Here is a 25,255-nt window from a genome sequence, read left to right as displayed (position 1 = left end):
TAATAGGTAAGGTTTATACTATATTTGGCTTCTTAGAAAAAACCAAAATGCCCAAAGTCTTACTTCCTTTTTTCTTATTCATGGTATTATTGGCCCAGAACAGGGTATTCGCCCAATACAGTGTTAGGGGTGTAGTAGAAGATAAAGCGGGTCAGCCCTATCAGGGGGCACATGTTAAACTTGTTCCAGGGAGTTATTCCACTACTACGAATGACCAAGGTGAATTTGAATTGTCCAACTTGAAATCCGGCGAATATCTGTTGTCCATATCTTATTTGGGAACGAAGGGCTATGTAGAAAAAATAGGGATAAAAACGGATGATGTTCATGTGGACATCGTATTGAAGGACGATATTCTGGCCCTACGGACGGTTGTGGTAACCGGAACTTTTGAACCCCGGAGCAAGCTTTCCTCCTCTACAGCGATTAGCACCTTGGATGCCGATGGTTTAAGTCATAGGATTTTAGGCGGGACAGCAAATTTATTACAGGCAATTCCAGGGACTTTTACAGATGCATCTGCAGGTGAAGTTTTCACCAAGGTCTATACAAGGGGTATTTCGGCTTCTGCAGAGGATGATATGGGATGGTATTATGTTTCGCTTCAAGAAGACGGGTTGCCGGTAAGTTTGGTGCAACATTCCTATTACGGACCTGATATCTTTCATCGAGCGGATTTATATACCGATAGGGTAGAGGCCATACGGGGAGGTAGTGCCGCAATTACGGCTCTAAATGCCCCTGGAGGTATTTATAACTTTATTTCCAAAGGTCCTAGTGATGTTTTTGGAGGTGAAATTCGTATTCAGGGAGGACTGCAAGGGGACAATAATCCCATGTCCAGGATCGATGGTAGGTTAGGAGGGCCGATGGGTAACCATTGGTTTTTCAATATTGGGGGTCATTACCGTAAGGATGAAGGGGCTAGGAATACCAACTTCACTTTCAGTAAAGGTGGACAATTGCGATTCAACCTTATAAAAAAACATGAAAAAGGATTTATTAAATTCTACGGTAAGTTGTTGGATGATTTTACAAACAGATATACTGGGGTAGCCGCTAAGAATTGGGATGATCCCATAGCGGCCTATGGTCAGGATTTTAATACTACGGCTTTATTGATGCCAGCCTTTTCTGCCGATGTTCCCGATGGAAGAAGATTGAGTGAGGGCGCTACGGAACGTTTTGACCCTTCCCAAGGTGTTCATGCCCAGGATAAGGCCTTCGGTGTTGAATTTTTACAGGATTTAGGAATGGATTGGTCCGTGCGTTTCAATCTAAAATATTCCCATAAGAATGCCAATTGGCAAACGGCCATTAGTAATGCATTCGTTTCTTTGGACGATCCTTTGGCGTATTTCATTTCAGGAGCCCAATTTCCGATAGGTCAGGTAGTTTTTAACGATGCGGTTTCTGGAGAGGAAATGGCGCGTTTGGACAATAGTGGCGTTTTAACGGGGGAATCCTTTGCATATATAGGATCGGGCACATTGCCTTATGATGCGATTATGGGTACGGCTTCTTGGTTGAAACAGAACAAGAGTGATGAATGGATGAATAAAATGACCATTCGTAAATTGACTGATAATCATGATATTACCTTTGGTTTGGGATTGGGGTTCTCAAATACATCCCTTTTTACCCAAGGCAGCTTTGGTTATGTGACCTATGAACCCAATCCCCGGATGTTACAGGTAACCCTTGAAAATCCAGATCAACCTGTGATTGCCCTTTCCGATTCCAATGGATTAAGTAATTACGGAGGTTTATTTTTCGATAATGCAAGGGCTGACGTGGCTCAGGTCGCATTTTTCGCGAATGATCGATGGAAATTGTCCGAACGTTTACATGTTGATATCGGATGGAGATATGAATCCATTGGTCATAAAGGAAGCAAAGATCAGGCGGTTCCTTTTGAAAGGGAAGGCGGATATGACGGTAATCCAATAACAGATTATGACAATGGTATATTAATGCCTTCGAGTGAACGGGATAGTTTCGATTTTAAGTATGATTATTTGTCCTATTCAACGGCATTGAATTACGCGGTCAATGACCATACCAGTATTTTTGGCCGTTTCTCTTCGGGTAATAAGGCACCGGAATTGAATTATTATTTCAATAACTTCTCCGGGGTGCCCATCAATCAAAAAGGACAGGTGCAGGAAATCACCCAGTTGGAAATGGGCTTTAAGGGCCAAACCAACCAATTTTCCGTTATGGCAACAGCATTTTGGAGCCAATTGAGGAACATCGGTATTGCGGATTTTCAATTTGACCCCGAGGATGGTAGTGTATTTTACGCCCCGGTACAGTTCAATGATTCACGCACGGTTGGTATAGAATGGGAAAGTGCCTATACACCACTTTCCTATCTTGCGTTTACTTTTAATGGATCGTTGCAAAATGCAAAAGCTACGCAATGGACGGTTTATGACGCTTCGGATTCTGTGGATAGGTCAGATGATGTTATTGTGGATTATTCGGGGAACACCTTGGCATATAACCCCAAAATAATGTTCAACTTAGGGGTTGCGTATCACAAGGATAAATGGAACGGCTATTATAGATGGCAGTTTATGGGGGAACGGGAAGGAAACGTTGCAAATGCCTTTCAATTACCAGCTTATAGTATTTTTAATACAGGAGTGGGCTTTCAAATCAACAACAACCTTTCTGCACACCTAGAGGTCACCAATCTTTTCAATTCCGGGGGGCTTGCCAATTTCTTTGGTCCCAATAATTTTGGGTCAAGTGCCAATAGTGCTACTGCGGACTATATTCAAGCGAATCCCGATGCAAGTTTTATTGTTGTTCCGGTATTGCCCAGGGGGACTTATTTGAGCTTGGATTACAAGTTCTAGGCTTTGCTGATTGACTATTAAGGGGAGGTAAAGACCTTCACCACAAAAGGGGGGCTTTCCTGTAACATATAAAAAATACGAAATCGTTATATGAAATCCATGGATTGGGGCGAACGGCCAAAGGCATAATAAACTATAGGCCTACGGATTGCACAAAAAAAGAGGCTCTTGTTGTGAATATTAAAAAAAACAGTTTTTACGGGTATATTAATCAGTAAAACAATAAAAAAAGTTAGATTTGTGCGAATTTTTTAGCAAAAATTTGAGATAAAAAGATAAACTGATAATTCTTAGAAAAAACATCAAATGGACAAAGAAATTAATCTGCAATCGGCTGATAATATAAGGGCTCTGGCAGTGGCTATGGTTGAAAAGGCAAATTCAGGACACCCAGGTGGTCCAATGGGAGGGGCCGATTTCATGCATATCCTATATTCGGAGTTTTTCAACTATGACCCAAGTGACATGACTTGGCCCTTTAGAGATCGTTTCTTTATGGATGCAGGTCATTTGTCAACCCTAATGTATGCCCAATACTATTTGTTGGGTAATTATGGTAAGGATGATGTCGCGAATTTCAGACAGTGGGGGTCGATCACACCAGGACACCCTGAAGTTGATGTTGCAAGAGGTATAGAAAATACATCCGGTCCATTGGGACAGGGGCATACCATGGGTGTTGGGGCAGCTGTGGCCGCCAAGTTCCTTCAGGCCCGTTTTGGCAATTGGATGAACCATAAAATATATGGTTTTATTTCCGATGGTGGGGTACAAGAAGAGATTTCCCAGGGAGCAGGTAGGATTGCAGGGCATTTAGGCCTGAATAACTTTATTATGTTCTATGACTCCAATGATGTTCAATTATCCACAATGACCGATCAGGTAACCTCAGAGGATACCGAAATGAAATATAAGGCTTGGGGTTGGAAAGTAATCACCATTGACGGTCACGACCACGATGCGATCAGAAAAGCGCTCACTGAGGCAAATGCCGAAACTGAGCGGCCTACATTGATTATTGGTAAAACAATAATGGGCAAAGGTTGTGTTACGGCTGATGGAAGTATGTTCGAAGGCCATTGCGAATTGCATGGACAGCCCATCGGACAGACTGGTGCGGATTATGAAAAGACATTGTTGAATCTCGGTGTCGATCCCAGTGAACCTTTTAAGATAAAAGCTGAGGTAAAAGAGTTTTATAAGGGTATAGTGGCCCGAAAGAAAGCCGATGCCCAGGAGAAAAAGAACGAAATCGACGCATGGAGAAAGGAAAATAAGGAATTGGCCGCTAAATTGGATCGTTTTCTTTCCGGTGAATTGCCAAAGTTGGATTTTGAATCGGTAGCACATAAAGACGGACTCGCAACACGGGCGGCATCTTCAAATGTTCTGGCCTATTTGGCCGAAAACGTTGAGAACATGATTGTTTCTTCCGCGGATTTATCGAATAGTGATAAGACCGATGGATTCTTGAAGAAATCCTATGCCTTGAAAAAAGGGGATTTCTCAGGGGCATTCTTACAAGCAGGGGTGGCAGAATTGACCATGACCTCCTTGGCAAACGGTATAGCCTTACATGGTGGGGTTGTTCCTGTCGTAGCTACCTTCTTTGTATTCTCGGATTATATGAAACCCGCAATACGATTAAGTTGTATCCAGGAGTTGCCTGTGAAGTTCGTATGGACCCATGATGCCTTTAGGGTAGGGGAAGATGGTCCAACACACCAGCCTGTTGAACAAGAGGCCCAGATCCGTTTATTGGAAAAATTGAAAAACCATAGTGGCGACCCTAGTTTTGTTGCTTTGCGTCCCGCCGATTCCCAAGAAACCAGCGTTGCTTGGAAAATGGCTATGGAAAATTCAAAGACACCAACTGGTTTGATCCTTTCCAGACAAGGGATCAAGGATGTGCCTTCCCTAACGGGATCCCGATATACCGAGGCATTGAAAGCTGAAAAAGGAGGGTATTTGGTAAAGGAAACAGCTAACCCGGATGTGGTTTTGGTAGCCAATGGTTCGGAAGTATCCACATTGATAGAGGCAGCGCAATTGTTGGAAGAAAGAAAGAATTTAAAAATAAACATAGCATCCATTCCGTCTGAAGGTATTTTTAGACTACAGTCTAAGGCTTACCAAAGCAGTGTTATACCCGAGGGGGTTCCTGTTTTTGGACTTACAGCCGGATTGCCGGTAAACCTAGAGGCTTTGGTTGGCGCCAATGGCAAGGTTTTCGGATTGGACCATTTCGGATATTCGGCACCTGCAAAAGTGCTGGATGATAAATTCGGATTTACGGGGGAAAAGGTATATAACGAGGTTTTGGCCTTTTTGGAAAAGTAATCCTAAAGCGTATATCGCCTTAAAAATCAGTAAATATTATTGTAAAGCGGCTTGGATCATAAATCCAGGCCGCTTTTTTTGTTTCTTATTTCCCTTCTTTAAGGATATGGGCTATTTCCAATGGAGATATGGTACCTGTATATTTATTAATATGCAGTAAATTCATTATTTTTTTGGTTTTTTGAATTATATTGAGCCTAAAAATTGGATATTCAATAATATGTCATCGCGATTATGGATGCAATCATAGATTTTTTCACCCATTTGACCAGCCTCCAAAAATTGATTTGGATTATAGGTCTGTTAACGGTTTTCTGGCTCTTCGAAGGGGCTTATCCCCTCAGGAGATTCCACTATAAAAAATGGGCACATGCTACGCCAAATTTAATTTTACTCTCTTCAACGATTTTGATCAATGTTCTTTTTGGTCTGGCTACCCTAGGTATTTTCAACTGGTTGGAAGAAAATGAATTTGGATTACTGAACTTGGTCGAATTCCCGGTATGGGTAGAATTGGTCCTGGCCATTATGTTGTTGGATTTTTTAGCGCAATACGTCGTGCATTTTATGCTGCATAAAGTTCGGTTTATGTGGCGATTCCATATGGTGCACCATAGTGATACCAATATCGATGTGACATCGGGTACCCGACATCACCCGATAGATTTTGTCATGAGGGAGACTTTTGCCTTGCTGGCTATTGTGATCGCGGGGTTACCTTTGGCGTATTATGTGATTTACCGGGTGTTGACCATTTTGTTCACGTATTTTTCGCATGCCAATATAAGCCTGCCGATTTGGTTGGATAAGATTATTAGCTTGGTTTTTATTTCACCAAACACACATAAATTCCACCACCATCATAAAGTGCCTTGGACCGACACCAATTACGGCAATATCTTCTCGCTATGGGATAGGGCATTTGGCACCTTTGTATACCATAATCCCAAAGACATCGTATATGGCTTGGATATTTTGGATAATGATAAATCAAATGATATCCTGTATCAATTGAAAGTGCCATTTGTTTACAAAAAAAACAACATGGAGATATGATGTTTTTGTGGTAAAGCCTTTAAAAAACAAGGCTAATATGTTCATTTCAAAGCTTTTTATGATTAAATTGAACTATGCTTTATAAAAGCATTACCGACCGTATAAATTAAACCGATAGTATGAAAAAAACTAGTAACCCAAAGAAAACATTGCTGAGTAGTACGAATTCTAGGAGAACTTTTGTCAAAAACACCGCTTTGATTTCCGGAGCTTTGGTATTACCAACGTTTCAGATGGATGCCATGGTGAATGTATTCAATGAAAAGAAATTGAAAATTGCCTTGGTAGGATGTGGTGGCCGTGGAACCGGTGCCGCTGTACAGGCCCTGAGGGCCGATGAAAATATTGAGTTGGTTGCCATGGCAGATGCTTTTGAGGATAGGCTTAAAAGTAGTCTTATGAATATTTCCAAGGAAATGGGAGAGACCAAAAAGGTGAATGTAAAGGAAGAGCATCAATTTGTGGGTTTTGACGCAGCCAAGAAGGCAATTGATCTTGCCGATGTGGTTATCCTGGCCACACCTCCAGGATTTAGGCCCCAACATTTTGAGTATGCCATTGATGCAGGTAAACACGTGTTTATGGAAAAACCTGTGGCCACCGATGTTCCCGGTGTTCGCAAGGTCTTGGCAGCGGCAAAAAAAGCTAAAGCGAATAAGTTGAACGTGGTCGTAGGCCTTCAAAGACACTACCAATCGAGTTATTTGGCCGCATTAGAGCAATTGAAACAAAACAAGATAGGTAAGATAGTTTCCGGGCAAGTATATTGGAACAGTTCTGGTGTTTGGGTACGAGAGCGACAACCTGGTCAATCCGAATTGGAATACCAAATGCGTAATTGGTATTATTTTAATTGGTTGTGTGGGGATCATATTCTGGAGCAACATATACATAATATCGATGTGGCCAATTGGTTCATTGGGGAAACCCCCATTTCTGCCCAAGGTATGGGAGGAAGACAGGTTAGGACCGGTAAAGACCATGGGGAGATTTTTGACCATCATTTTGTTGAATATACCTATCCAAGTGGGGCTGTGGTCGCAAGTCAGTGCAGGCATCAACCTGATACGATGCGAAGGGTCGCAGAGTTTTTCCAAGGAACAAAAGGGACTGTCTCTACGGCAGGTGACAATGTGGAAATGAAAGATTGGGACGGGAACGCTATATTCAACCATAGGGGCAAGGACGATGCTAATCCTTACCAAGTGGAACATGATAAGTTGTTTGCATCCATTAGGAGTGGAGGGGTAATCAGTAATGCCGAAAATGGGGCGAACAGTACCATGAGTGCCATCATAGGGCGAATGGCTACCTATTCCGGACAGATTATCACATGGGAAGAGGCTATGAAATCAGAATTGAAATTGGTGCCTGACGAATTGACCTGGGCCTCGCCCGCACCGGTACAGCCGAATGCGGATGGTAGTTATAATATACCTATGCCAGGGAAGACTGTTGTGATGTAGGGTAACCATCATCCTATATACTTTAAGATGTTACGATTGTCCCTGCTTTTGGCAGGGACATTTTTTTTGGCTGCAATGATGTCTTCGGATCCAATTTAAATAACGTTAAAAAAAGCTAGACCTCAAGTACATTTTTGATCCAACAACCCAGAGGCGTAATTTTGGGGGGTACGGACAAGGGAAGGTGGAAACTCCTCCTTACCGGGCGAAAATGATTTGCGTTTGGTCATAGGCGCAATGTACACAAGGCAGGGTACAACTTGGACGGAAATCACCAGGTATGTCTTGTGTTTTATTTTGGTATAATGATATTTGTCATGGTTTCATTTTTGTAAAAATCATAGCTTTATGTAAATCTTAAAACCATATATACTATGACAATCAACATTCAGTATGTTCAAATGCCTACCAGTGAAGCAATGAATGAATTAATAACCATTAAATTAAATCGCCTTGCTGCAAAATTTGAATGGGTAATACGGGCGGAAGTTTATTTTAAACAGGAAAATGACCCCACAGGCAAGGGTAAAATATGTGAAATGGAACTCAGTGCCCCTGGACCCCGTATTTTTGCACGGTCTGATGAGGATGATTTTGAAAAGGCGGCTGCAAATACCATTAAAGACCTTGAAAAACAATTGAACAAGAGAAAAGCCGTTATGAATAAGCGTTAATACCAATTGTATAAACCTTAATATTATTTTTTATGAAGAAAATACTCGTACCGGTTGACTTTTCTGAATTCTCTGAAAATGCCTTGGAGGTTGCAGCCCATTTGGCTAAAAAAATCGATGCCGATTTAATCTTATTGCATATGCTGGGCCTTTCGGAGGCTATTTTCACAAAGAATGAAGCCCAGGAATTTATGGAGGCCCAATATTATATGAAATTGGCCAAGAAAAGATTCAATGAATTTTTGGATAAGCCCTTTCTAAAAGGGGTTAAGATGTTTGAGATTGTACAGAACTATAAGGATTTCAACGAATTGAACAACGTGGTAAAGGAACATGGGATAGACCTTGTGGTAATGGGGTCCCATGGGGCAACCGGTATCAGTGGACTATTCGTAGGGTCGAATACCGAAAAGGTGGTTCGAAATTGTGAGGTACCTGTGCTTGTCATCAAAAAGAAAAGGACCGATTTTGACATCAAGAAAGCGGTGTTCGCCAGCGATTTTGGGGTTGAACATAAGGAAGTGTACCATAAGGCCTTGAAGTTTTTCGATATGCTGAATGTTGAAGTACATAAAGTCTATATAAACAGGCCCAATCAATATTTTAAAAGTACCGAGGAAATTAAGGAACAAATAGCGGTTTTTATGGGTGTGGCGCATCACGGTAAAATACCCGCCAAGGAAAATGTAACCATTCTCAATGATTATAGCTTAGAACAGGGTATTTATAATTACGCCCAAACCATAAATGCCGATATTATCGCACTACCTACCCGTGGGAGAAAAGGGCTTGCACACTTTTTTAAAGGTAGTGTAGGGGAGGATATTGCGAATAGGGCCGACTTACCCGTTATCACTTTCCGAGTGTGATTGGGTTTCAAAAAGTAATCTAAGTTTGCCCAGAAGCACTAATTCCGATTTGTTCTTTTGGGCAGATGATGATGCAATGGCCTGTGCGATGTTCCATACCCATTTTCTCAATCTAGGGGTAAAGCGCGATTGGTTCTTATCGAAATAGTCACAAAACTGATTAAAACAGGTACTGCTTTCTGCGTTGATTTTTTGCATACGGGTAAAAATCCCTTCAATGGCAAGAGCGTCATGACGGGTAAGGTCTTCTGGATTTTCCTCTGGTTGTGTCAATGCTTCGGATAGCTTTTTTTTAAGCATTCCATGTTCTTTTTCATGCACTTTTTTATCCGCCATGGCCACGGCATAAAATAAGATGCCTAGATGATGATTCAGGGAGTCCTTGCTATTTTCCATGGTCGTTCCAATTCATTTAGGGTTGTACTTTAAAGCGATAAGTATACGTTTAATTTATGATGTTCAGGCTGATTTGTATCAGTTTATAAATCAATCTTTTTAATGTAAATTGTATCGTTAAAACTATGAGCTATGAATACTGTATTGGCTATTGATATCGGGGGTACTTATACAAAGATTGGTATTGTGGATAAAAATGGGGGTATTCTGGATTCCGCGGTTTTTAGCACAAAATCTAAAGAACCCTTTGCCATTTATCTAAAGGAATTACTATCCAATATAAAACAATTACTGGGTTCTTTGAATGCCAAGGATAAGCCCATGGCCATTGGGATAGGCGCTCCCAATGCCAATTCATTGACGGGTCAGGTTGAGAATCCACCCAATCTAAATTGGGGAAAGGAAACCCCTATCGTAAAGGCAATAAATGAAGCATTGGGACTACCTGTTTACATTGCAAATGATGCCAATGCCTCAGCCTTGGGCGAGTTGAAATTTGGTTTGGGACAAGGCATGCGCAATTTTGTGGTATTGACTTTGGGAACGGGGCTAGGCAGTGGTATCATTGTGAATGGTGAACTTTTATTGGGGGAACACGCCCAGGCAGGTGAGTTAGGCCATGTGAATGTGGATCCCAATGGTAGGTATTGCAATTGTGGCTTACAGGGGTGTTTGGAGACCTATGCATCGGTAACCGGAATAAAGCGTACGGTTTTTGAACTCATTGCGGAAATGCGCGAGGCATCCCCGCTACGCAGTATTAGTTTTGAGGACTTGACAGGGGAAGCTATCGCTAAGGCAGCGTTAGAGGGCGATGCTTTGGCCCTAAGGGCTTTTGATATCACAGCAGAGATTTTGGGTCGTAAAATGGCCGATACAGTGGCTCATTTAGACCCTGAGGCTTTTATTCTTGCTGGCGGACTTAGCAAGGCTGGCGATATTCTTTTAAAACCTGTTAAGGCAAGCATGGAGAAAAACCTCTTTGTAGCCTATAAGGGAAAAATAAAGGTTTACCTATCCGATGCGCCTAGGGATGCGGCCATATTGGGGCCTGCGGCATTGGCATGGTCCTATGTTTCGTAAGGCATTATTCCTCAAGTAAATGCTCTAGGTTCTCGACGTCAACGATGTGTTCCGTTATGGCAAACACTTGTTTTCTATTACTGCGTACTGTTTTATAGAATTTGGCGATATCGTCTTCAAGTTCCTGATGTTCTTCACGGAATAATCGGGTGTCATGCTTAAATGGGTCTTCTATGGTTTGGGCAATATGGGTAAGATGTCCATCGACCCTATTTAAGAGTTGGTCCCCCATTTTTTTGTCCTTTAATATGCCTTCTCCAATTTTTTTGACAGCATCCAGATTCTCCTTTGTTGTAATCCAGATAAAATATTTGTCCAATAACTTAAGGAGAAATTTCAGGTCTTGTTGGTAGAAGGTCAAATCGGATTTCCAATGCTTGGTCAAAACATATAATTCATTCCAATCTGTTTGTTGAATATAATCACCCTTTGGTCTAGTTCTATAATTTTCCATGAGCGTATTGTTTTAATCGGCATTGTGCCATTACTTAAAGTTACCTTCTATCATTAATATGTTTTATGATTTTTATCATGATGTCCTATGAAATTAAGGGTTTAAATATAGCCGATAGCATAACACTTCGTTAAATTATCGAACACGTGGCGGAAGGGCTTGGTTTTTGGACAAACCTAGTAAGGGGTTTCCTGACTTTTGTTTTATCGTACCCTTCCAAAAAATGAATTCTAGGGGAGGTGGAGTGCATACAGGTGGGGTATCGCCTGTTATTGGTAGAAGTCGAGTTTGTTCTTTAGGGAGATGATTTCGTTCTGCATTTGCGTTATACGATCCAATAGTTGGTGAATGACCTCGATTCCCTCAAGATTGATATTCAGGTCATCATGTAGGCGAACTATTTTTTCCACTTTTGGGAGTTCCTCAAAAGGAATATATTCGGTATCCTCTTTTTTGACGACTTCAATCAGACCGAAATCCTGCAACTGTAGGATGAATTGCGCAGGGACGCCATGACTGTAGCAAAATTCCTTTACTTCAATATAGTTATACTGTTCCATCATTTCGTAGCTTTTAAATTGGCGAGCTCTTTAAAAAGTTCCTTTTCCTTGACAGATAAACCTGTGGGTGTTTTGACGGTATAGGTAATATATAGATCACCAAACTGTCCTTCCTTTTTATATATGGGGAAACCTTTGCCTTTCAATTTTACCTGTGTTCCGCTTTGCGTCTCAGGTTTCACTTTTAGTTTGGCTTTGCCATCGAAGGTGGTTACGGTAATCTCCCCTCCTAAAACAGCGGTATATAAATCCAAATCGACTGTTTTGTACAGGTTATTGCCATCGCGTTTGAAGGGTGTGTTGTTTTCTATGGAGAAGGTGATGAACAAATCCCCTTTGGGTCCGCCATTACGTCCAGGACCACCATGGCCTTTGATTTTTATGGTTTGGCCATTTTCTATACCCGCAGGAATGGTAATACGAATATTCTTCCCGTTGACCGTTAAAGTCCTTTTATGGGGGGTGTATACATCCTTTAAATACAATTTAAGTTCCGCATTGTAGTCTTGTCCCCGATACTTCACTTTACGACCGCTGGAGAAACCTTGGGAAGTTCTTCCCCCGAACATGGATTCGAAAAAGTCTGAAAAATCATGTTCCCCAAAGCCACCGGTACTCTGGGATTGCGGGCCTCTTTGTTGTTGGGCTTTTCTTGCTTTTTCTATTTCATCGGCATGCTGCCAGTCCTTGCCATATTCATCATATTTTTTTCTGTTATCGGCATTACCCAATACCTCATTGGCCTCATTGATCTGTTTAAACTTGCGTTCGGCCTCAGAGTCATTGGGGTTTACATCGGGGTGGTATTTGCGGGCAAGTTTGCGATATGCTTTCTTGATATCGCTTGCAGAGGCATTTTTTGAAACACCCAGTACACTATAATAGTCAATGTATTCCATTTTCCACGTTCACTTTGTAAGGTTTCTATATCGTTAAACCGAAGGATTCGATATTAGGCTTGATAAAGTACATTTCTGTTATCTTTCCCAACCTGGATGACACCGTCGGCAATGATCAAAATCTCCTTTTCCACTGCAACAAAATCCGTTATGAGTGATATGATATTTTTTTTGATCAAAGATTGCTCTTTGTAAATAGCCCTAGGGTCATAGTCCGATGCTCCCTTGATAATACCACCCAATCGATTTTGATGGTCTTTCAAGCGCTTTTTTAAACGGCCGCAGGTATAACATAGATCCTGGAAGCGCATCAGGCTCTCGCGCACTTCATCCAAATTTTCATTTTGTACTATCTCATCGAAATAACGATCCAATAGTTGTTGTAAAAACCGGATATCCTTGGTTTGTAACTCTAATTTCGATTTTAATTGTTCACATTCCTTAAGGTAGGTGTTCCATGTACCCCTTGTGTTCAAAATATCCAAAGAAGAAATCAGTTTTCCCATAATAGATTATTTTGACTAAAATTAAACTTATAAATAATTTTATAATATGATTTTTATCATAACCCCTAAATGGCTAATGCGGTAACTTACTTTATAATTATGGAAGGTTATATTTGTTTTCAGGACTAATGGCAAATTGAGGCAATTCTATTAAGAGGAATGAAGAATTTCGCGCAGAACAATACTATTTTCAACTTGCTTTCCGAAGCGGTTTCAGAAGGGATATTGGTCATTAATCAAGAGCATGTTATTGTGGCCACGAATTCCAAAGCGGATCAAATGTTCGGTTATGGGGAACGGGAACTTATTGGGCAGCCTATACACATCTTGGTACCCGATTCCCATCGCAATAATCACGATTTTCATGTAAACAGGTTTTTTAACACGCATAAGTCCAGTAAGATGATGGTTGATCGCCTGCTCTTTGGCCTGCGAAAGGACCAGGTGGAATTTCCGGTACAAATAAGCCTTAATCCTTTTGATACGGAGGGTTCCCATTATGTTTTTGCCTTGGTATTCGATAAGACCGAGCTTAGTAATAGGGATTTGCAAATCCAGGAATTGAACGAACATCTCGAGAGAAAGATCAAGACCCGAACCTATGAATTGAGGGAGACCGTTGCCAAATTGAGAAAAGAAGTCAAAAGGAGGGAAGAGGCGGAAATGAGGATGAAATCAGCTTTGGAACGCGAACGTGAATTGGGGGCATTGAAGACAAAATTCCTGTCATTGGTTTCCCATGAATTCAAGACGCCATTGAGTGGAATACTTTCCTCTGCTACACTTGTGGGCAAATATAAGGAAGCCCACCATCAGGAAAAGCGCCTAAAACACATCAATACAATCATTGGTGAGGTAAGGCACTTAAATAGTATCCTGACCGATTTTCTTTCCATAGAAAGGCTGGAAAAAGGAAAAGAAATTTATGGGTTCACTACGTTTTCCCTAAGTAAAATTGTCAATGAGGTAGTATACAACGCCAACATGTTGTTGAAGATAGGCCAACATATCAATTACCCGCAGAATATAGATGATATTATCATTCATCAAGACGAGAAGATCGTAACCCTAATATTGACTAACTTGCTCTATAATTCAATAAAATATTCCCCAGAGGATAGCGATATAGATATTTCGATTGAGATTGGGGAAAGTCAAATGGTACTAAAGATCCAAGACCAAGGTATCGGCATACCGGAGCAGGATAAAAAACATATTTTTGAACGTTATTTTAGGGCAGAGAATGCCCTTTTGAACCAAGGAACGGGCATTGGTCTCAATATCATAAGGGATCACATAGAAAACCTTGAAGGAAAGATTTATTTTAATAGCAAACAGAATGAGGGAACGACCTTTACGGTTGAGCTTCCCATCAACAATCGAATAGATACAGGATTAAACTAGGTAATGATGAGCAAAGTATTATTGATAGAGGATGATCCCGTACTTAGGGATAATACAGCTGAATTATTGGAACTTTCCGATTATGAGATGTTTACGGCATCCAATGGAAAGAAAGGGGTTAAGATTGCAAAGGAGATTTTACCCGATGTGATCATCTGTGACATCATGATGCCCGAACTGGATGGGTATGGTGTTTTGGAACAGTTGGCAGAAGATCAATCGACAAAGCATATTCCTTTTATCTTCCTATCGGCCAAAACGGAACGAAAGGATATTCGTAAAGGAATGAACCTCGGGGCTGATGATTACCTGACAAAACCTTTTGAAGAATCCGATCTCATTGGTGCGATTGAGAGTAGGTTGGCCAGGGCTGCCATTTTAAAGGAGATCCAAAATTCAAAATCGGAAAAGGATGAGGAAATAGATTTGGGAATCTGCTCCATTCATGAATTCAAGAATTATTTGGATGACAATGGGGATGAATTGGAATTCGCCCAAGGCGAGCAGATCTATCACGAGGGAGGTAATGTCCATATGATCTATTTGATCATAAAAGGGATTGTAAAGACCCATAAATTGGATGAAAATGGAAAGGAACTGATTACTGCGATTTATAAAGAGGATGATTTCTTCGGATTTTCATCCCTGTCGGCCCACGAAGTTTATGAGGAATATGCTACCGCTATGGAGGATACCAAATTGGTTGGGGTAAGCAAGGACAAGTTACGGGTGGTCTTACAGGAGAACCACAGCCTTGCCCTTGAATTAATGCATGTATTGGCAGAAAACCTTACCGATGCCAAAAAACAATTATTGGAAATGGCCTATGGGTCCGTACGCAAGAAAACGGCAAGTACCCTCTTGAAGTTTGCCGATAAACTTGAGCGCGATAAACAAGGGAACATACAGATCTTACGAAGCGATCTCGCCAGCGTCGCAGGTATGGCCACAGAAACCCTGATCCGAACCCTGTCAAGCTTTAAAAAGGAAGGGTTGATTGCTATGGAAGACCATAACATAAGAATACTGGATCAAGAGTCCCTAAGCCGAATTTATTGAAGCGTATCGGAATAACGATACATGATGCTGGTCATTTACTAATTGGGGGTAACGATTTAATTTTGGGGCTTAAACCAAAATGTTTACCTAATGATGCACATTTTAGTTCCAACCGATTTTTCCGAGAATGCCTGGAATGCCCTTAAGTATGGGGTCCAATTATACAAAGACGTCCAATGCACATTCTATTTGCTGCATATTAACCCGATTCCTGCTTATTCAGGAGCGGGAACATCCGTACGGGTTTCCTCTAAAATGGCAGAAGGGAATGTTTTGATTGAAAGTAAGGCAAGTCTGGAAAAATTATTGTTCCAGATTGAAAAATTCGACACTAGTACCAAACATTCCTATACCACCATTTCCTCACATAATTTTTTTGTTGAAGCTATCAAACGACAAGTTGAGAATAGGAAAATAGATTTGATCATCATGGGAACGAAGGGCGCTTCGGGCTTAAAGAAAGTAACCCTTGGAAGCAATACCGGGGATGTACTGACCAAAGTCAAATGCCCGCTATTGGCCGTGCCAGAGAATACTGTCTATAAAACACCTAGGGAAATTGCCTTTCCTACGGATTATCATTTGGGTTATGATTTGAATGTACTCGATACGCTTATAGAAATGGTCAACTTGAATAAATCGGATTTGCATATACTGCATATTTCAAAGAAAGGTGAGAAACTAAGTGACGAACAATTGGAAAACAAGGAATTCTTAAATGATTACCTACAGGATGTGAAACATAGTTTCCATTCGTTGACAGGGGAGGACTTGGAGACTTCGGTCCAGTGTTTTACAGAATCCAGGGATATTGATATGATTACCATGGTGGCCAAAAACCTTAATTTTTTCCAGCGTATCCTTTTTCGGCCAAAAGTGGAGAAAATCAGTTATCATACGGATATTCCTTTCCTAATACTGCATGAGTAAGTGATTTATGATTGGCTTTTTGATTGTATCACTTGCACGATATCCCTTTTTTGAAGCACCCCTGATTGTCGCCATAATTGTTTGCCGTTTTGGAATAGGATCATGGTAGGTACGCCCCGTACTTGGTACTGGGAAGCTATGGATTGATTTTTATCCACATCGATTTTAATGACCTTGATCGCATCACCCAATTCTTTCTTTACCTCCTTGAGGATTGGCGCCAACATTTTACAAGGGCCACACCAATCAGCGAAAAAATCTACAAGAACCGGGGTTTCTGAATTGATGATATTTGTAAAACTACTTTTCATAGGAAATTATTTAACACTGCAAAGTAATACAAAGACAAAATTATTCAACTGATTAATGTCATGGTTTAAAACTTTGTTAAAAGTTAAATTTGATAAAACGAAAACATCTTGTGCCATGAGAAAGATATTGGTTCCTACGGATTTTTCAGATAACGCCTTTAATGCCTTGAAATATGCTTGCCATGTATTCAAGTACGAAAAAAGTGAGATTTTCATCATGCATGCCTATGCCGATGAGGTCTACCAACAGGATCGCTTAACAAAAAGAAGCCTTTTGGACGAGCTTAAGGAAAAAACACATCGAAAGTCTGAAGAAAAGCTTAATGAGGTATTGGAAAGGATTGAACACGAATATCCAAACCCCCATCACAAGTATAAAAAAATATCCGCATTTGGTTCCTTGATCGACGAAGTAAATGACTTGGTTAACCTGGAAAACCTGGATATTGTTGTTATGGCAACAAGAGGGGCGACCAATGATCGAAGCTTAACCTTTGGCAGCAATACATTGCAAGTGTTGAAGTATATAAGTTGTCCGGTCTTGGCCATACCCGAAGGTTATACCTATCATGCGCCAAAAGAATTGCTTTTCCCTACCAATTATTTGGTACCCTACAAAAGGCGAGAATTAAAATTACTGTGCGAAATGTCCGGTTCCTTTAGATCGACCATCCATATGCTGTATATCGACCCCATTAAAAAATTGACACTTAGACAAGAGGACAACCAGCAATTTCTTAAGGAGTGCCTTCCCAAAGCCAGATTGGTATTTGAAACGACCGAGGAGAAGGATAAGACCATCGCCATTACCAAGTACATTGTGCACAAAAACATCGATATGCTGGTCTTGGTCAACACCAGGCATTCATTTGTAGAGGATATGCTGACAAAATCAACCTTGGATAAAATAGGGTTGCATATTAAAATCCCGTTTTTGGTGATGCAGAATTTGTTTAGATAATGTTAAAAAAAATGGAACATGAAACGTATAATCCTTCCCACCGATTTTTCTGAAAACGCCTATAATGCCATAAATTATGCCATTGACCTTTTTAAGGATGTAACGTGTACATTTTATCTTTTACATACCTATACACCGGCTATTTATCAGGCGGAATATGTGTTGCACAGCCCCGGACAGATTGGTCTCGGCGATATTTATCAAGAAAATGCATTGACCCAATTGAATGCATTGAAGAAGCAGTTGATCTCGGAGTTCAATAACAAGAAACACACCTTCATCGTACATTCGGCTTTTAATATCTTGGTTGATGAAATAGTGGAAACATCCCAAAAAGAAGGTGCTGATTTGGTGATTATGGGTACTCAAGGGGCTACGGGGGCCAAGGAGATTTTTATTGGAACCAATACCGTCCATGTCATAAAAAGGGGCTGTTGTCCTATTTTGGCCGTACCTCCTGGTTTTAAATTTGAGCAGCCTAAGGAAATATTGTTTCCCACCGATTTTGAAATCGATTATCAACAGGGGCAATTACAGGAAGTAATACAACTGGCAGAACTTCATCATTCAAATATTCAGGTAATGCACGTATCCTCAGGATACGACCTAACCAGTTCCCAGTTGCAGAATAAGGCCAAATTGGATGGGATCTTAGGGAAAACACCACATCTATTCCATGAAGAACCCAATCAAGGGATTATGACGGCAATCAATGCTTTTCAAGAAAAGAAACAGATCAATATGTTGGTCATGATCCAGAACCGCCATACGTTTTTGGAACGATTGTTCATAGAACCAGTAATTAAGAAATTGGGATTCCATCAGACCATTCCATTTTTGGTAATTCCACCACATAAAAATAATTGACCATGCAGAATATTTTAATCCCAACCGATTTTTCGAATGATGCGTACAATGCCCTCTTTTACGCTTCAAAACTTTTTAAGTCCAAAACCTGTAATTTTTATCTTTTGAATGTTTATAATGAGAGCACTCCATTGGTAAGCAGAAATACAAATGCACTTGATGGTAATGGGCATCGTAAAGGATTACTGGAGCAACTCAATGACGAATCCTGTGAAGAATTGAAACGTACCTTCCATAGAATCAATTTAGATCATAAGTGCCCGAACCATACCTATAAGTTGATTCCAATGAAAAGGGATTTGACCGAAGCGGTTTCCCTAACCATAGACGAGTACCATATAGATCTTGTGATTATGGGAAACAAAGGAGGGTCCAATGGTTTAGGGGTATTTTTGGGAAGTAGTACTACCAAAGTTTTGGCATCGGTTAAAAACTGTCCCATTTTGGCCGTACCTATGAATGCCGATTTTCAGGTACCCTATGAAATCGCCTTTGCCACCGATTATAAAAGGCACTACAATGCCAAGGTAATCGAACCCTTAAAGTCATTGGCGACACATTGCGGATCTGCCGTACGAATTTTGCATATTAATGAGGAGGAACGTTTGTCAAAAGTCCAGGAAAGCAATCTAAAAACATTGAGGGCTTATTTGGAAGCGACCCCAAACACGGTTCATTGGATGCCCAGTTTTAAAAGTAAAACCAAGGCTATACAGGTTTTTTTGGATGAACTAGGCATAGGAATGCTTACGATGGTGAACTACGAACACGGATTTTTGGAGAATTTACTGAAAGAGCCCATTATTAAGAAACTGGCCTTCAATATCGATATCCCTTTCTTGGTCATACCCGGTAAGTCCTGATTTTGGTCATTGTACCATGCGTTTTTTTTCGAGATATTCAATATAATAATCAAAACGTGAATTATGGAAAATATTGGTATTTGGCTCGATAAGGAGAAAGCACACATTGTATCGCTTAAGAATGATTCCGAAACGTTTAACACGGTTGTTTCTGAAATAGAGAACTATAGGCCTTCGGGAGGTTCGGGTACAAAATCGGCGAAATGGGGACCCCAAGACGTTGTACAGGATAGTAAATATCTAGAACGGGAAAATCATCAGTACAAATTGTATTTTGAAAACTTGGTAAAAGCCATAGGGAAAACTGAGAGCTTGGCATTATTTGGTCCTGCGGAAACGGCGGCACGGTTTAAGAAGTATCTGGATAAAAAACATCCACTTACTGCCACCAAGGTAAAAACGGTGACTAAAGCCGATAGTATGACAGATAACCAAGTCAAGAAATTGGTTCGCGATTATTTTAAAACCTAGTTTTTAAAACACGAGCAATATGCAAATACTGGATGATTTCCTAGGGGACCCCTTAATTCTTAAGGGTCTACGGTTTTTAATATGGATTGTTTTTATAGTCTTATGTATTGGGTTCCTTAGGAAATTGGCCAAAAGACGGTTAGAAAACGTCAATTTTAGATATAAGGCCCAAAAAGGCATAGAAGTCATAGGGTATTTGCTTATCGCCATTCTTATCTTGGTGACGTTTACGATGGAAAGCGTCAAGGATTATACAATCATAATTGGCCTTTTTACGGCTGGACTCACATTTACCCTACAAGAATTGATTTTAAGCATTGCAGGGTCTTTCTACATCTTTTTTGTGAGGGTCTATAAGCCTGGGGATCGTATAGAGATCAATAACATCATGGGCGATGTGATCGATATTGATAGTATTTACACCACAATAATGGAAATGGGGGAGTGGGTGAGTAGTGATAACTATTCCGGTAGGATTGTGAAAATAAGTAATGCCTTTGTTTTTAAGGGGCCAATAAAAAACTACTCTATGGACTTTCCATTTGTATGGGATGAACTTAATATTCTTGTCACTTTTGATTCTGATGTTGAATTGGCGAAAAATATCATCATGGATTGTTCCAATGACCTATTGGCCGATTATGTGGATAAGTCTAAAGCCAATTGGGAAAAAATGGTTGAACGTTATTACATAGAAAACGCAAAATTGGACCCAACCATAGCCATGCACTTAACAGATAATTGGGTCGAGCTCAATCTAAGGTATATTACTGATTATAAATTAAGGAGAAGTACCAAGGACAAGCTGTTTGAAAGTATCGGACAATCGATTTTAGCGACAAAGGGCAAGGTTGTCTTGGCTTCGACCACCTTACAATTGTTGAAAATCCCTGAGGTTGATGTGGCCGTAAAATAAAAGTGTAAGCGGTCTTGTACCAATCATATGGGATAATCTAAGGATGCTATTATTTATAAAGGACATCGAAAATCGAATCAAATGGAAGAACAAAAGGCAATTGAAATCATTAAATCATCCGGTGACAAGGTGAGGTTTTCACTTACTAAATTGCGAAGTTCCCTTCAGCGAAGTGGGGCTGATGACGTTTTGGTGGAGCAAATCGTAAATCAAGTTCGGGATGAGCTGTACCAAGGAATTTCAACAAGGGAAATCTATAACCGGGCCTTTGCATTGTTGAAAAAGAAAAAATCGGTATTTGCCTCTAAATACAAGTTGAAGAAAGCCATTTATGAATTGGGTCCCACTGGTTTTCCCTTTGAAAAATTTGTGGCCGCTATCTTGCGTTATTCAGGCTATGACACGGAGGTTGGTAAGATAATGCAGGGCCATTGCGTTAGCCATGAGGTTGATGTACTGGCCAAGAAAAATGGAACTGTAGTGGTCATAGAATGTAAGTTCCACAGTGATGAGGGGCGTAATTGCAATGTAAAAGTACCCTTGTACATCCAATCCAGATATAACGATATAAAAACGCATTGGGAAGGCAAAAGTTCTAATTCGGGCACCTTGGATAAAGGTTGGGTGGTCACAAACACCCGATTTACTGAAGATGCCCTTGTTTATGGTAAATGCGTAGGCCTTTATCTGTTGAGTTGGGATGTTCCCAAAGGCGATGGTCTGCGAGACCGAATTGACCGATTGGGATTATACCCCATAACCGTATCAACATTGTTGACCCAAAGGGAAAAGCAATTCTTGTTAAGCCGGGATATTGTATTGTGCCGTCAATTGTTGAATGACAGTTTTTTTCTGGATCATCTAGAGATCAATGCGCCGAGAAAGGAAAAAATCATGAAGGAACTACACCAATTATGTAATTGTTGAATCGATATGAATACAGTAAAAATACAATTTTTAGGTGCTGCAGGTACCGTTACGGGGTCAAAATACTATTTGGAAACACCTGAACTCAAACTCATGGTCGATTGTGGCATGTTCCAAGGTTTAAAAGAATTAAGGATGAGTAATTGGGAACCACTTCCGATACCGGTTAATGAACTCGATTATGTATTGCTTACCCACGGGCATTTAGACCATACAGGATATTTACCTAGATTATTGAAAGAAGGTTTTAAAGGCCAGATTTTGGGAACCGCACCTACTTTGGCCATTACCTCCATCATTTTGAAGGATAGTGCCAAAATTCACGAAGAAGAGGCTGAAAAAGCAAATAAGGAAGGGTATTCCAAGCATAAACCCGCACTTCCGTTCTATACCGTAGAGGAGGCCAAAGAGACGATTTCCTTGTTTTCATCCATAGAGAAAGATGAATGGGAAACCCTTTCCCCGAATATACGGTTTAGGGCAAAGTACAATGGGCATATCATTGGTGCCACATTCATTGAATTGGAGATTTTCGGAAAGCGATTTGTGTTTTCTGGGGATATTGGGCGTCAGGAGGATTTCCTATTGGATCCACCGGAACGCCCGGAATGGGCTGACTTTCTATTTGTAGAAAGTACTTACGGCAATAAAAACCACCCCAAAGAAGACGTTGAAGGTATTTTAACGACACTGGTTAACAAAACTATACAACAAAGGGGTAACCTCATTATCCCCTCCTTTGCGGTGGAGCGATTACAATCCTTGATGTATCAATTATGGCTGCTTTATAAAAAGAACAAAATACCGAATATACCGATTTTTGTAGATAGCCCGATGGGCAATAATGTTTTGTCGGTGTTTCAACAGTTTCCCGATTGGCATAAGCTTTCCTTAAAGGAATACAACGCCATGTGTGATCATGTGAATATCATAAGCTCGTACAAGGAAACTTGGGAAACCATAGATGACCCAAGACCAAAAATAGTGATTGCGGGTAGTGGTATGGTCACCGGGGGAAGGGTGCTTACGTATTTGAAACAGTTGATTGATGTTGAAAGCACCATAGTCTTACTAGTGGGGTACCAAGCGGAAGGCACTCGTGGAAAACAACTTTTGGAAGGCGCGCATGAATTGAAGCTCTTTGGCAAGTATTACCCCGTCAAAGCCGAAATCAGGCATTTGGAGAGTCTTTCGGCCCATGCTGACCAGTCAGGATTGCTCGATTGGCTGTCCGGTTTAAAGAATATTCCAGAGAAGGTGTTTTTAGTCCATGGCGAACCAACGGCATTGGATGCGTTTCGAAGTAAGTTGAACGATAAATTCGATTGGCATGTACATATTCCCAGACTGCATGAGACGGTATCCCTAATGGTTTGAACCCCCACTGATATTCGTCATTGTAAAAACCGGTTGACAGGGCTAGCTTTATGTAAAATTTATAGGCCATGGTTTCCCAGAAAAAAATAACAAAGAAGGTCTTGTCCGAAAGAGTGGAGCAAATGTATAGGGAATCCCAGCAATGGAAATCCTATTTACAGCTTGTATTCGATGAACTAACCTTTATTCAGCACTTACTTAATTCGTACGTTTTTGAACCCAATACACCGAATTTGTTCGAGCGTTTACAGAATTACCAAACACGGATTAAAAAGTCAAAAGACGACTGGAATACACTCTCCAAACAGGTTGTAGGCCATGAAAATAATATTGGGGGAATACTCGAATGTTCAGATCGGACATGCGATAAGTTTTATCATCAAAAACACGAAGTACTAAAAGCGGAAACAGTTAGTTATTTGGAAAGTTTCAAAGACCTTAAATCTGAGATATTTGAATATGCCGGAGGTATTTTAAAAAAAAACAAACCCAACAAATAAGTCTTGGGGATGATTCGATTATGTGGTTATGAGAATTTTCTCCAAAACTTCCTTATGTGACCTGCTCATTGGTAATTTTGTACCGGCAACTTCTACCTTGGTACTACTCCAGTTATCTATCTTTTTGACATTCACGATATAGGATTTGTGTATTCTAATGAGATTTTTCCCAGGTACTTGCTCTAAAAATGATTTCATAGTTGAGAGGACAACATAATTGTCCTCAGTGGTCACTATTTTAATATAATCCCCTAGAGCCTCAATCCATTTGATCGTATTCAGGTATATTTTTTTCTTTTGAAGATCAACATTGACGTAAACAAAATCCCGATTTTTATTGCTTATTGTCATTTGATGATGTGTTTTTACCACTCGGCCTATGGCAGTGGTAAACCGGGCCTTATCAATGGGTTTCTGCAAATAATCGGTAATATTGGGATAGTCAAAGGCCTTTAAGGCATAATCACTTTTATTTGAAATAAGGATGATTTGTGGTGGTTTCTCTAAGGAGTCAAGCAAGTCAAAACCATTGACTACGGGCATTTCAATATCAAGCAAAATTAAGTCCACCTTGTTTTTCTGAATGGCATTCAAGGCGAGTATACCATTTGAATAATCACCCAAAACTTTTAATTGGGGGTGTTCTTTAGCTAATTTGGTTATTGCGGTCCTTTGGGTGTCAGAGTCTTCAACGACTATGGTGTTCAAGGTTTTATAGGTCATTTGGGTATGCTTTATCACGGCATTTTTAGTATTGGTTTACATTAATCGCCGTTTTTGTAACCCGGAAAACCGGATACAGGTACGAATCTAGACAAAATTAGTTAGCTTCAAAAATATGAGGCATAAAAACAAACCTGTAGTATTAAGGTTACATGTCAGGTTGTATATAGAAAATCTTCGTATCCTATAATCGGACACTTCTTGTTGTGACTGATCTAAATCATTTATTCAAAACTATAAATAGGATACCTTAGAAGTAGTAATATGGTGTCCTGCCTTTAAAGGATAAAACAAGTCTATATCAATATTAAAAATATATAACGATGAAAACCAAAAAACAAATTTACAGGTATCTGGAATGGAAAAGCCCAGAAGAAATGCACGAAACTTCATTGGAATGGATTTCAGAATTAAAATTCGTAAAGGATGAACAATTGTTCTTGAATGATCTGATCAAGTCCTATACCCTTCAAATTACCGGCTTAGGTTTATATGAGGAAAGTAAAGGGCTGGTTACTGCTATTTCCAATTCGGAATTAGAGGCTGATAAGCTCTTGAAAAAAGCCATGGTACATGAAAATCAATTATCCATAATGCTAGACGACATTGATCAACCAAAAATGGAGAAGGCCTATACCGAAAGTCACAGGGATATGATTTATGCCATTGAAACTTATTTGGTTGCATATCGAAAATTAAAAGGTAGTCTATTCCAGTTTATTTCGAAGGTTATGAAAAAGGAGAAACAAAAAAGACTTCTTAATTGAAGTTGCTAAACC

The 25,255-nt window shown here is 40.3% G+C and carries 26 protein-coding genes; 19 read left to right on the top strand and 7 right to left on the bottom strand.

The annotated features are described in order from the left end of the window. Positions 1-47 precede the first annotated feature (47 nt). From HPE56_RS03005 to HPE56_RS02980, 6 genes are all read left to right on the top strand, one after another. Positions 48-2,864, top strand: coding sequence for a TonB-dependent receptor (locus HPE56_RS03005; RefSeq protein ID WP_188242274.1), 2,817 nt, complete (start codon positions 48-50; stop codon positions 2,862-2,864). Positions 2,865-3,170: 306 nt separating this feature from the next. Beyond that, the gene (locus tag HPE56_RS03000; RefSeq protein ID WP_188242273.1) at positions 3,171-5,204 is read left to right on the top strand and encodes a transketolase family protein; all 2,034 of its coding nucleotides are present in this window, start codon (positions 3,171-3,173) and stop codon (positions 5,202-5,204) included. Positions 5,205-5,438: 234 nt separating this feature from the next. Further along, positions 5,439-6,260, top strand: coding sequence for a sterol desaturase family protein (locus HPE56_RS02995; protein WP_188242272.1), 822 nt, complete (start codon positions 5,439-5,441; stop codon positions 6,258-6,260). A gap of 119 nt (positions 6,261-6,379) precedes the next feature. Further along, positions 6,380-7,726, top strand: a complete 1,347-nt coding sequence (locus tag HPE56_RS02990; protein ID WP_188242271.1) for a Gfo/Idh/MocA family protein — start codon at positions 6,380-6,382, stop codon at positions 7,724-7,726. Positions 7,727-8,100: 374 nt separating this feature from the next. Further along, positions 8,101-8,400 (top strand): ribosome hibernation-promoting factor, HPF/YfiA family, encoded by a 300-nt coding sequence (gene hpf / locus HPE56_RS02985; RefSeq protein ID WP_188242270.1) that lies wholly within the window; start codon positions 8,101-8,103, stop codon positions 8,398-8,400. 32 nt (positions 8,401-8,432) lie between these two features. Continuing rightward, a complete protein-coding gene (locus HPE56_RS02980; protein ID WP_188242269.1) occupies positions 8,433-9,269 on the top strand; it encodes a universal stress protein in 837 nt (278 codons plus the stop codon). Here HPE56_RS02980 and HPE56_RS02975 read toward each other — a convergent pair. Beyond that, positions 9,243-9,665 carry a hypothetical protein gene (locus tag HPE56_RS02975; RefSeq protein ID WP_188242268.1) on the bottom strand — a complete coding sequence of 141 codons (423 nt, stop codon included), beginning with the start codon at positions 9,663-9,665 and terminating at the stop codon, positions 9,243-9,245. The two genes, HPE56_RS02980 and HPE56_RS02975, sit on opposite strands and share 27 nt — an antisense overlap. Before the next feature lie 132 nt (positions 9,666-9,797). Here HPE56_RS02975 and HPE56_RS02970 point away from each other — a divergent pair, with 132 nt between their 5' ends. Further along, on the top strand, positions 9,798-10,748 hold the full coding sequence (locus HPE56_RS02970) for an ROK family protein (protein WP_188242267.1): 951 nt from the start codon (positions 9,798-9,800) through the stop codon (positions 10,746-10,748). A 4-nt stretch (positions 10,749-10,752) separates the two neighbouring features. Here HPE56_RS02970 and HPE56_RS02965 read toward each other — a convergent pair whose 3' ends face one another. From HPE56_RS02965 to HPE56_RS02950, 4 genes are all read right to left on the bottom strand, one after another. Continuing rightward, complete coding sequence (locus HPE56_RS02965) at positions 10,753-11,202, bottom strand: hypothetical protein (RefSeq protein WP_188242266.1); 450 nt, start codon at positions 11,200-11,202, stop codon at positions 10,753-10,755. Between the two features lie 269 nt (positions 11,203-11,471). Continuing rightward, entirely contained in the window at positions 11,472-11,765 is a 294-nt protein-coding gene (locus HPE56_RS02960) for a chaperone modulator CbpM (protein WP_223170150.1), read from the bottom strand. Further along, entirely contained in the window at positions 11,762-12,661 is a 900-nt protein-coding gene (locus tag HPE56_RS02955) for a DnaJ C-terminal domain-containing protein (protein WP_188242265.1), read from the bottom strand. The genes HPE56_RS02960 and HPE56_RS02955 overlap by 4 nt, the downstream gene beginning before the upstream one ends. Positions 12,662-12,714: 53 nt before the next feature. After that, a complete protein-coding gene (locus tag HPE56_RS02950; RefSeq protein ID WP_188242264.1) occupies positions 12,715-13,167 on the bottom strand; it encodes a hypothetical protein in 453 nt (150 codons plus the stop codon). Between the two features lie 159 nt (positions 13,168-13,326). On the opposite strand from HPE56_RS02950, the gene HPE56_RS02945 reads away from it, so the two are divergent. From HPE56_RS02945 to HPE56_RS02935, 3 genes are all read left to right on the top strand, one after another. After that, positions 13,327-14,571 (top strand): PAS domain-containing sensor histidine kinase, encoded by a 1,245-nt coding sequence (locus HPE56_RS02945; protein WP_188242263.1) that lies wholly within the window; start codon positions 13,327-13,329, stop codon positions 14,569-14,571. 6 nt (positions 14,572-14,577) lie between these two features. Then, on the top strand, positions 14,578-15,630 hold the full coding sequence (locus tag HPE56_RS02940) for a response regulator (protein ID WP_188242262.1): 1,053 nt from the start codon (positions 14,578-14,580) through the stop codon (positions 15,628-15,630). A 90-nt stretch (positions 15,631-15,720) separates the two neighbouring features. Beyond that, positions 15,721-16,560, top strand: coding sequence for a universal stress protein (locus tag HPE56_RS02935; protein WP_188242261.1), 840 nt, complete (start codon positions 15,721-15,723; stop codon positions 16,558-16,560). Between the two features lie 5 nt (positions 16,561-16,565). Here the strand turns inward: HPE56_RS02935 and trxA are convergent, their stop codons facing one another. Further along, entirely contained in the window at positions 16,566-16,871 is a 306-nt protein-coding gene (gene trxA / locus HPE56_RS02930; RefSeq protein ID WP_188242260.1) for a thioredoxin, read from the bottom strand. Between the two features lie 115 nt (positions 16,872-16,986). Between trxA and HPE56_RS02925 the strand changes: the two genes are divergently transcribed. From HPE56_RS02925 to HPE56_RS02890, 8 genes are all read left to right on the top strand, one after another. After that, positions 16,987-17,832 (top strand): universal stress protein, encoded by an 846-nt coding sequence (locus tag HPE56_RS02925; RefSeq protein ID WP_188242259.1) that lies wholly within the window; start codon positions 16,987-16,989, stop codon positions 17,830-17,832. A gap of 18 nt (positions 17,833-17,850) precedes the next feature. After that, positions 17,851-18,699, top strand: coding sequence for a universal stress protein (locus HPE56_RS02920; RefSeq protein WP_188242258.1), 849 nt, complete (start codon positions 17,851-17,853; stop codon positions 18,697-18,699). A 2-nt stretch (positions 18,700-18,701) separates the two neighbouring features. Beyond that, positions 18,702-19,562: a universal stress protein gene (locus tag HPE56_RS02915; protein WP_188242257.1), complete on the top strand. Its 861-nt coding sequence runs from the start codon at positions 18,702-18,704 to the stop codon at positions 19,560-19,562. Positions 19,563-19,625: 63 nt separating this feature from the next. After that, positions 19,626-20,033 carry a hypothetical protein gene (locus HPE56_RS02910; RefSeq protein WP_188242256.1) on the top strand — a complete coding sequence of 136 codons (408 nt, stop codon included), beginning with the start codon at positions 19,626-19,628 and terminating at the stop codon, positions 20,031-20,033. A gap of 19 nt (positions 20,034-20,052) precedes the next feature. Next, entirely contained in the window at positions 20,053-20,949 is an 897-nt protein-coding gene (locus tag HPE56_RS02905; protein WP_188242255.1) for a mechanosensitive ion channel family protein, read from the top strand. 81 nt (positions 20,950-21,030) lie between these two features. Next, the gene (locus tag HPE56_RS02900; protein WP_188242254.1) at positions 21,031-21,876 is read left to right on the top strand and encodes an ATP cone domain-containing protein; all 846 of its coding nucleotides are present in this window, start codon (positions 21,031-21,033) and stop codon (positions 21,874-21,876) included. A gap of 6 nt (positions 21,877-21,882) precedes the next feature. After that, the gene (locus tag HPE56_RS02895; RefSeq protein WP_188242253.1) at positions 21,883-23,253 is read left to right on the top strand and encodes an MBL fold metallo-hydrolase RNA specificity domain-containing protein; all 1,371 of its coding nucleotides are present in this window, start codon (positions 21,883-21,885) and stop codon (positions 23,251-23,253) included. A 68-nt stretch (positions 23,254-23,321) separates the two neighbouring features. Continuing rightward, positions 23,322-23,753, top strand: coding sequence for a hypothetical protein (locus HPE56_RS02890; protein ID WP_188242252.1), 432 nt, complete (start codon positions 23,322-23,324; stop codon positions 23,751-23,753). 18 nt (positions 23,754-23,771) lie between these two features. Here HPE56_RS02890 and HPE56_RS02885 read toward each other — a convergent pair whose 3' ends face one another. Then, positions 23,772-24,476, bottom strand: coding sequence for a LytR/AlgR family response regulator transcription factor (locus tag HPE56_RS02885; protein WP_188242251.1), 705 nt, complete (start codon positions 24,474-24,476; stop codon positions 23,772-23,774). A gap of 323 nt (positions 24,477-24,799) precedes the next feature. Between HPE56_RS02885 and HPE56_RS02880 the strand changes: the two genes are divergently transcribed. Next, entirely contained in the window at positions 24,800-25,243 is a 444-nt protein-coding gene (locus tag HPE56_RS02880; protein ID WP_188242250.1) for a hypothetical protein, read from the top strand. Positions 25,244-25,255: the final 12 nt, after the last annotated feature.

Origin of the sequence: Maribacter aquimaris, from assembly GCF_014596745.1 — a bacterium.
Lineage (GTDB): Bacteria > Bacteroidota > Bacteroidia > Flavobacteriales > Flavobacteriaceae > Maribacter_A > Maribacter_A aquimaris.
The sequence above is the reverse complement of the archived record's forward strand: the minus strand, read 5'-3'. Positions and strand labels throughout refer to the sequence as shown.

Bases quoted from the DNA above. Each gene is read 5' to 3' on its own strand.
- HPE56_RS02970 (WP_188242267.1), top strand. From the start codon at position 9,798: ATGAATACTGTATTGGCTATTGATATCGGGGGTACTTATACAAAGATT.
- HPE56_RS02995 (WP_188242272.1), top strand. From the start codon at position 5,439: ATGGATGCAATCATAGATTTTTTCACCCATTTGACCAGCCTCCAAAAA.
- HPE56_RS02965 (WP_188242266.1), bottom strand. From the start codon at position 11,202: ATGGAAAATTATAGAACTAGACCAAAGGGTGATTATATTCAACAAACA.
- HPE56_RS02890 (WP_188242252.1), top strand. From the start codon at position 23,322: ATGGTTTCCCAGAAAAAAATAACAAAGAAGGTCTTGTCCGAAAGAGTG.
- HPE56_RS02915 (WP_188242257.1), top strand. From the start codon at position 18,702: ATGCAGAATATTTTAATCCCAACCGATTTTTCGAATGATGCGTACAAT.
- HPE56_RS02950 (WP_188242264.1), bottom strand. From the start codon at position 13,167: ATGGGAAAACTGATTTCTTCTTTGGATATTTTGAACACAAGGGGTACA.
- HPE56_RS02935 (WP_188242261.1), top strand. From the start codon at position 15,721: ATGATGCACATTTTAGTTCCAACCGATTTTTCCGAGAATGCCTGGAAT.
- HPE56_RS02925 (WP_188242259.1), top strand. From the start codon at position 16,987: ATGAGAAAGATATTGGTTCCTACGGATTTTTCAGATAACGCCTTTAAT.
- HPE56_RS02905 (WP_188242255.1), top strand. From the start codon at position 20,053: ATGCAAATACTGGATGATTTCCTAGGGGACCCCTTAATTCTTAAGGGT.
- HPE56_RS02900 (WP_188242254.1), top strand. From the start codon at position 21,031: ATGGAAGAACAAAAGGCAATTGAAATCATTAAATCATCCGGTGACAAG.
- HPE56_RS03005 (WP_188242274.1), top strand. From the start codon at position 48: ATGCCCAAAGTCTTACTTCCTTTTTTCTTATTCATGGTATTATTGGCC.
- HPE56_RS02920 (WP_188242258.1), top strand. From the start codon at position 17,851: ATGAAACGTATAATCCTTCCCACCGATTTTTCTGAAAACGCCTATAAT.
- hpf (WP_188242270.1), top strand. From the start codon at position 8,101: ATGACAATCAACATTCAGTATGTTCAAATGCCTACCAGTGAAGCAATG.
- HPE56_RS02990 (WP_188242271.1), top strand. From the start codon at position 6,380: ATGAAAAAAACTAGTAACCCAAAGAAAACATTGCTGAGTAGTACGAAT.
- HPE56_RS02975 (WP_188242268.1), bottom strand. From the start codon at position 9,665: ATGGAAAATAGCAAGGACTCCCTGAATCATCATCTAGGCATCTTATTT.
- trxA (WP_188242260.1), bottom strand. From the start codon at position 16,871: ATGAAAAGTAGTTTTACAAATATCATCAATTCAGAAACCCCGGTTCTT.
- HPE56_RS02880 (WP_188242250.1), top strand. From the start codon at position 24,800: ATGAAAACCAAAAAACAAATTTACAGGTATCTGGAATGGAAAAGCCCA.
- HPE56_RS02960 (WP_223170150.1), bottom strand. From the start codon at position 11,765: ATGATGGAACAGTATAACTATATTGAAGTAAAGGAATTTTGCTACAGT.
- HPE56_RS02885 (WP_188242251.1), bottom strand. From the start codon at position 24,476: ATGACCTATAAAACCTTGAACACCATAGTCGTTGAAGACTCTGACACC.
- HPE56_RS03000 (WP_188242273.1), top strand. From the start codon at position 3,171: ATGGACAAAGAAATTAATCTGCAATCGGCTGATAATATAAGGGCTCTG.
- HPE56_RS02955 (WP_188242265.1), bottom strand. From the start codon at position 12,661: ATGGAATACATTGACTATTATAGTGTACTGGGTGTTTCAAAAAATGCC.
- HPE56_RS02940 (WP_188242262.1), top strand. From the start codon at position 14,578: ATGAGCAAAGTATTATTGATAGAGGATGATCCCGTACTTAGGGATAAT.
- HPE56_RS02945 (WP_188242263.1), top strand. From the start codon at position 13,327: ATGAAGAATTTCGCGCAGAACAATACTATTTTCAACTTGCTTTCCGAA.
- HPE56_RS02980 (WP_188242269.1), top strand. From the start codon at position 8,433: ATGAAGAAAATACTCGTACCGGTTGACTTTTCTGAATTCTCTGAAAAT.
- HPE56_RS02895 (WP_188242253.1), top strand. From the start codon at position 21,883: ATGAATACAGTAAAAATACAATTTTTAGGTGCTGCAGGTACCGTTACG.
- HPE56_RS02910 (WP_188242256.1), top strand. From the start codon at position 19,626: ATGGAAAATATTGGTATTTGGCTCGATAAGGAGAAAGCACACATTGTA.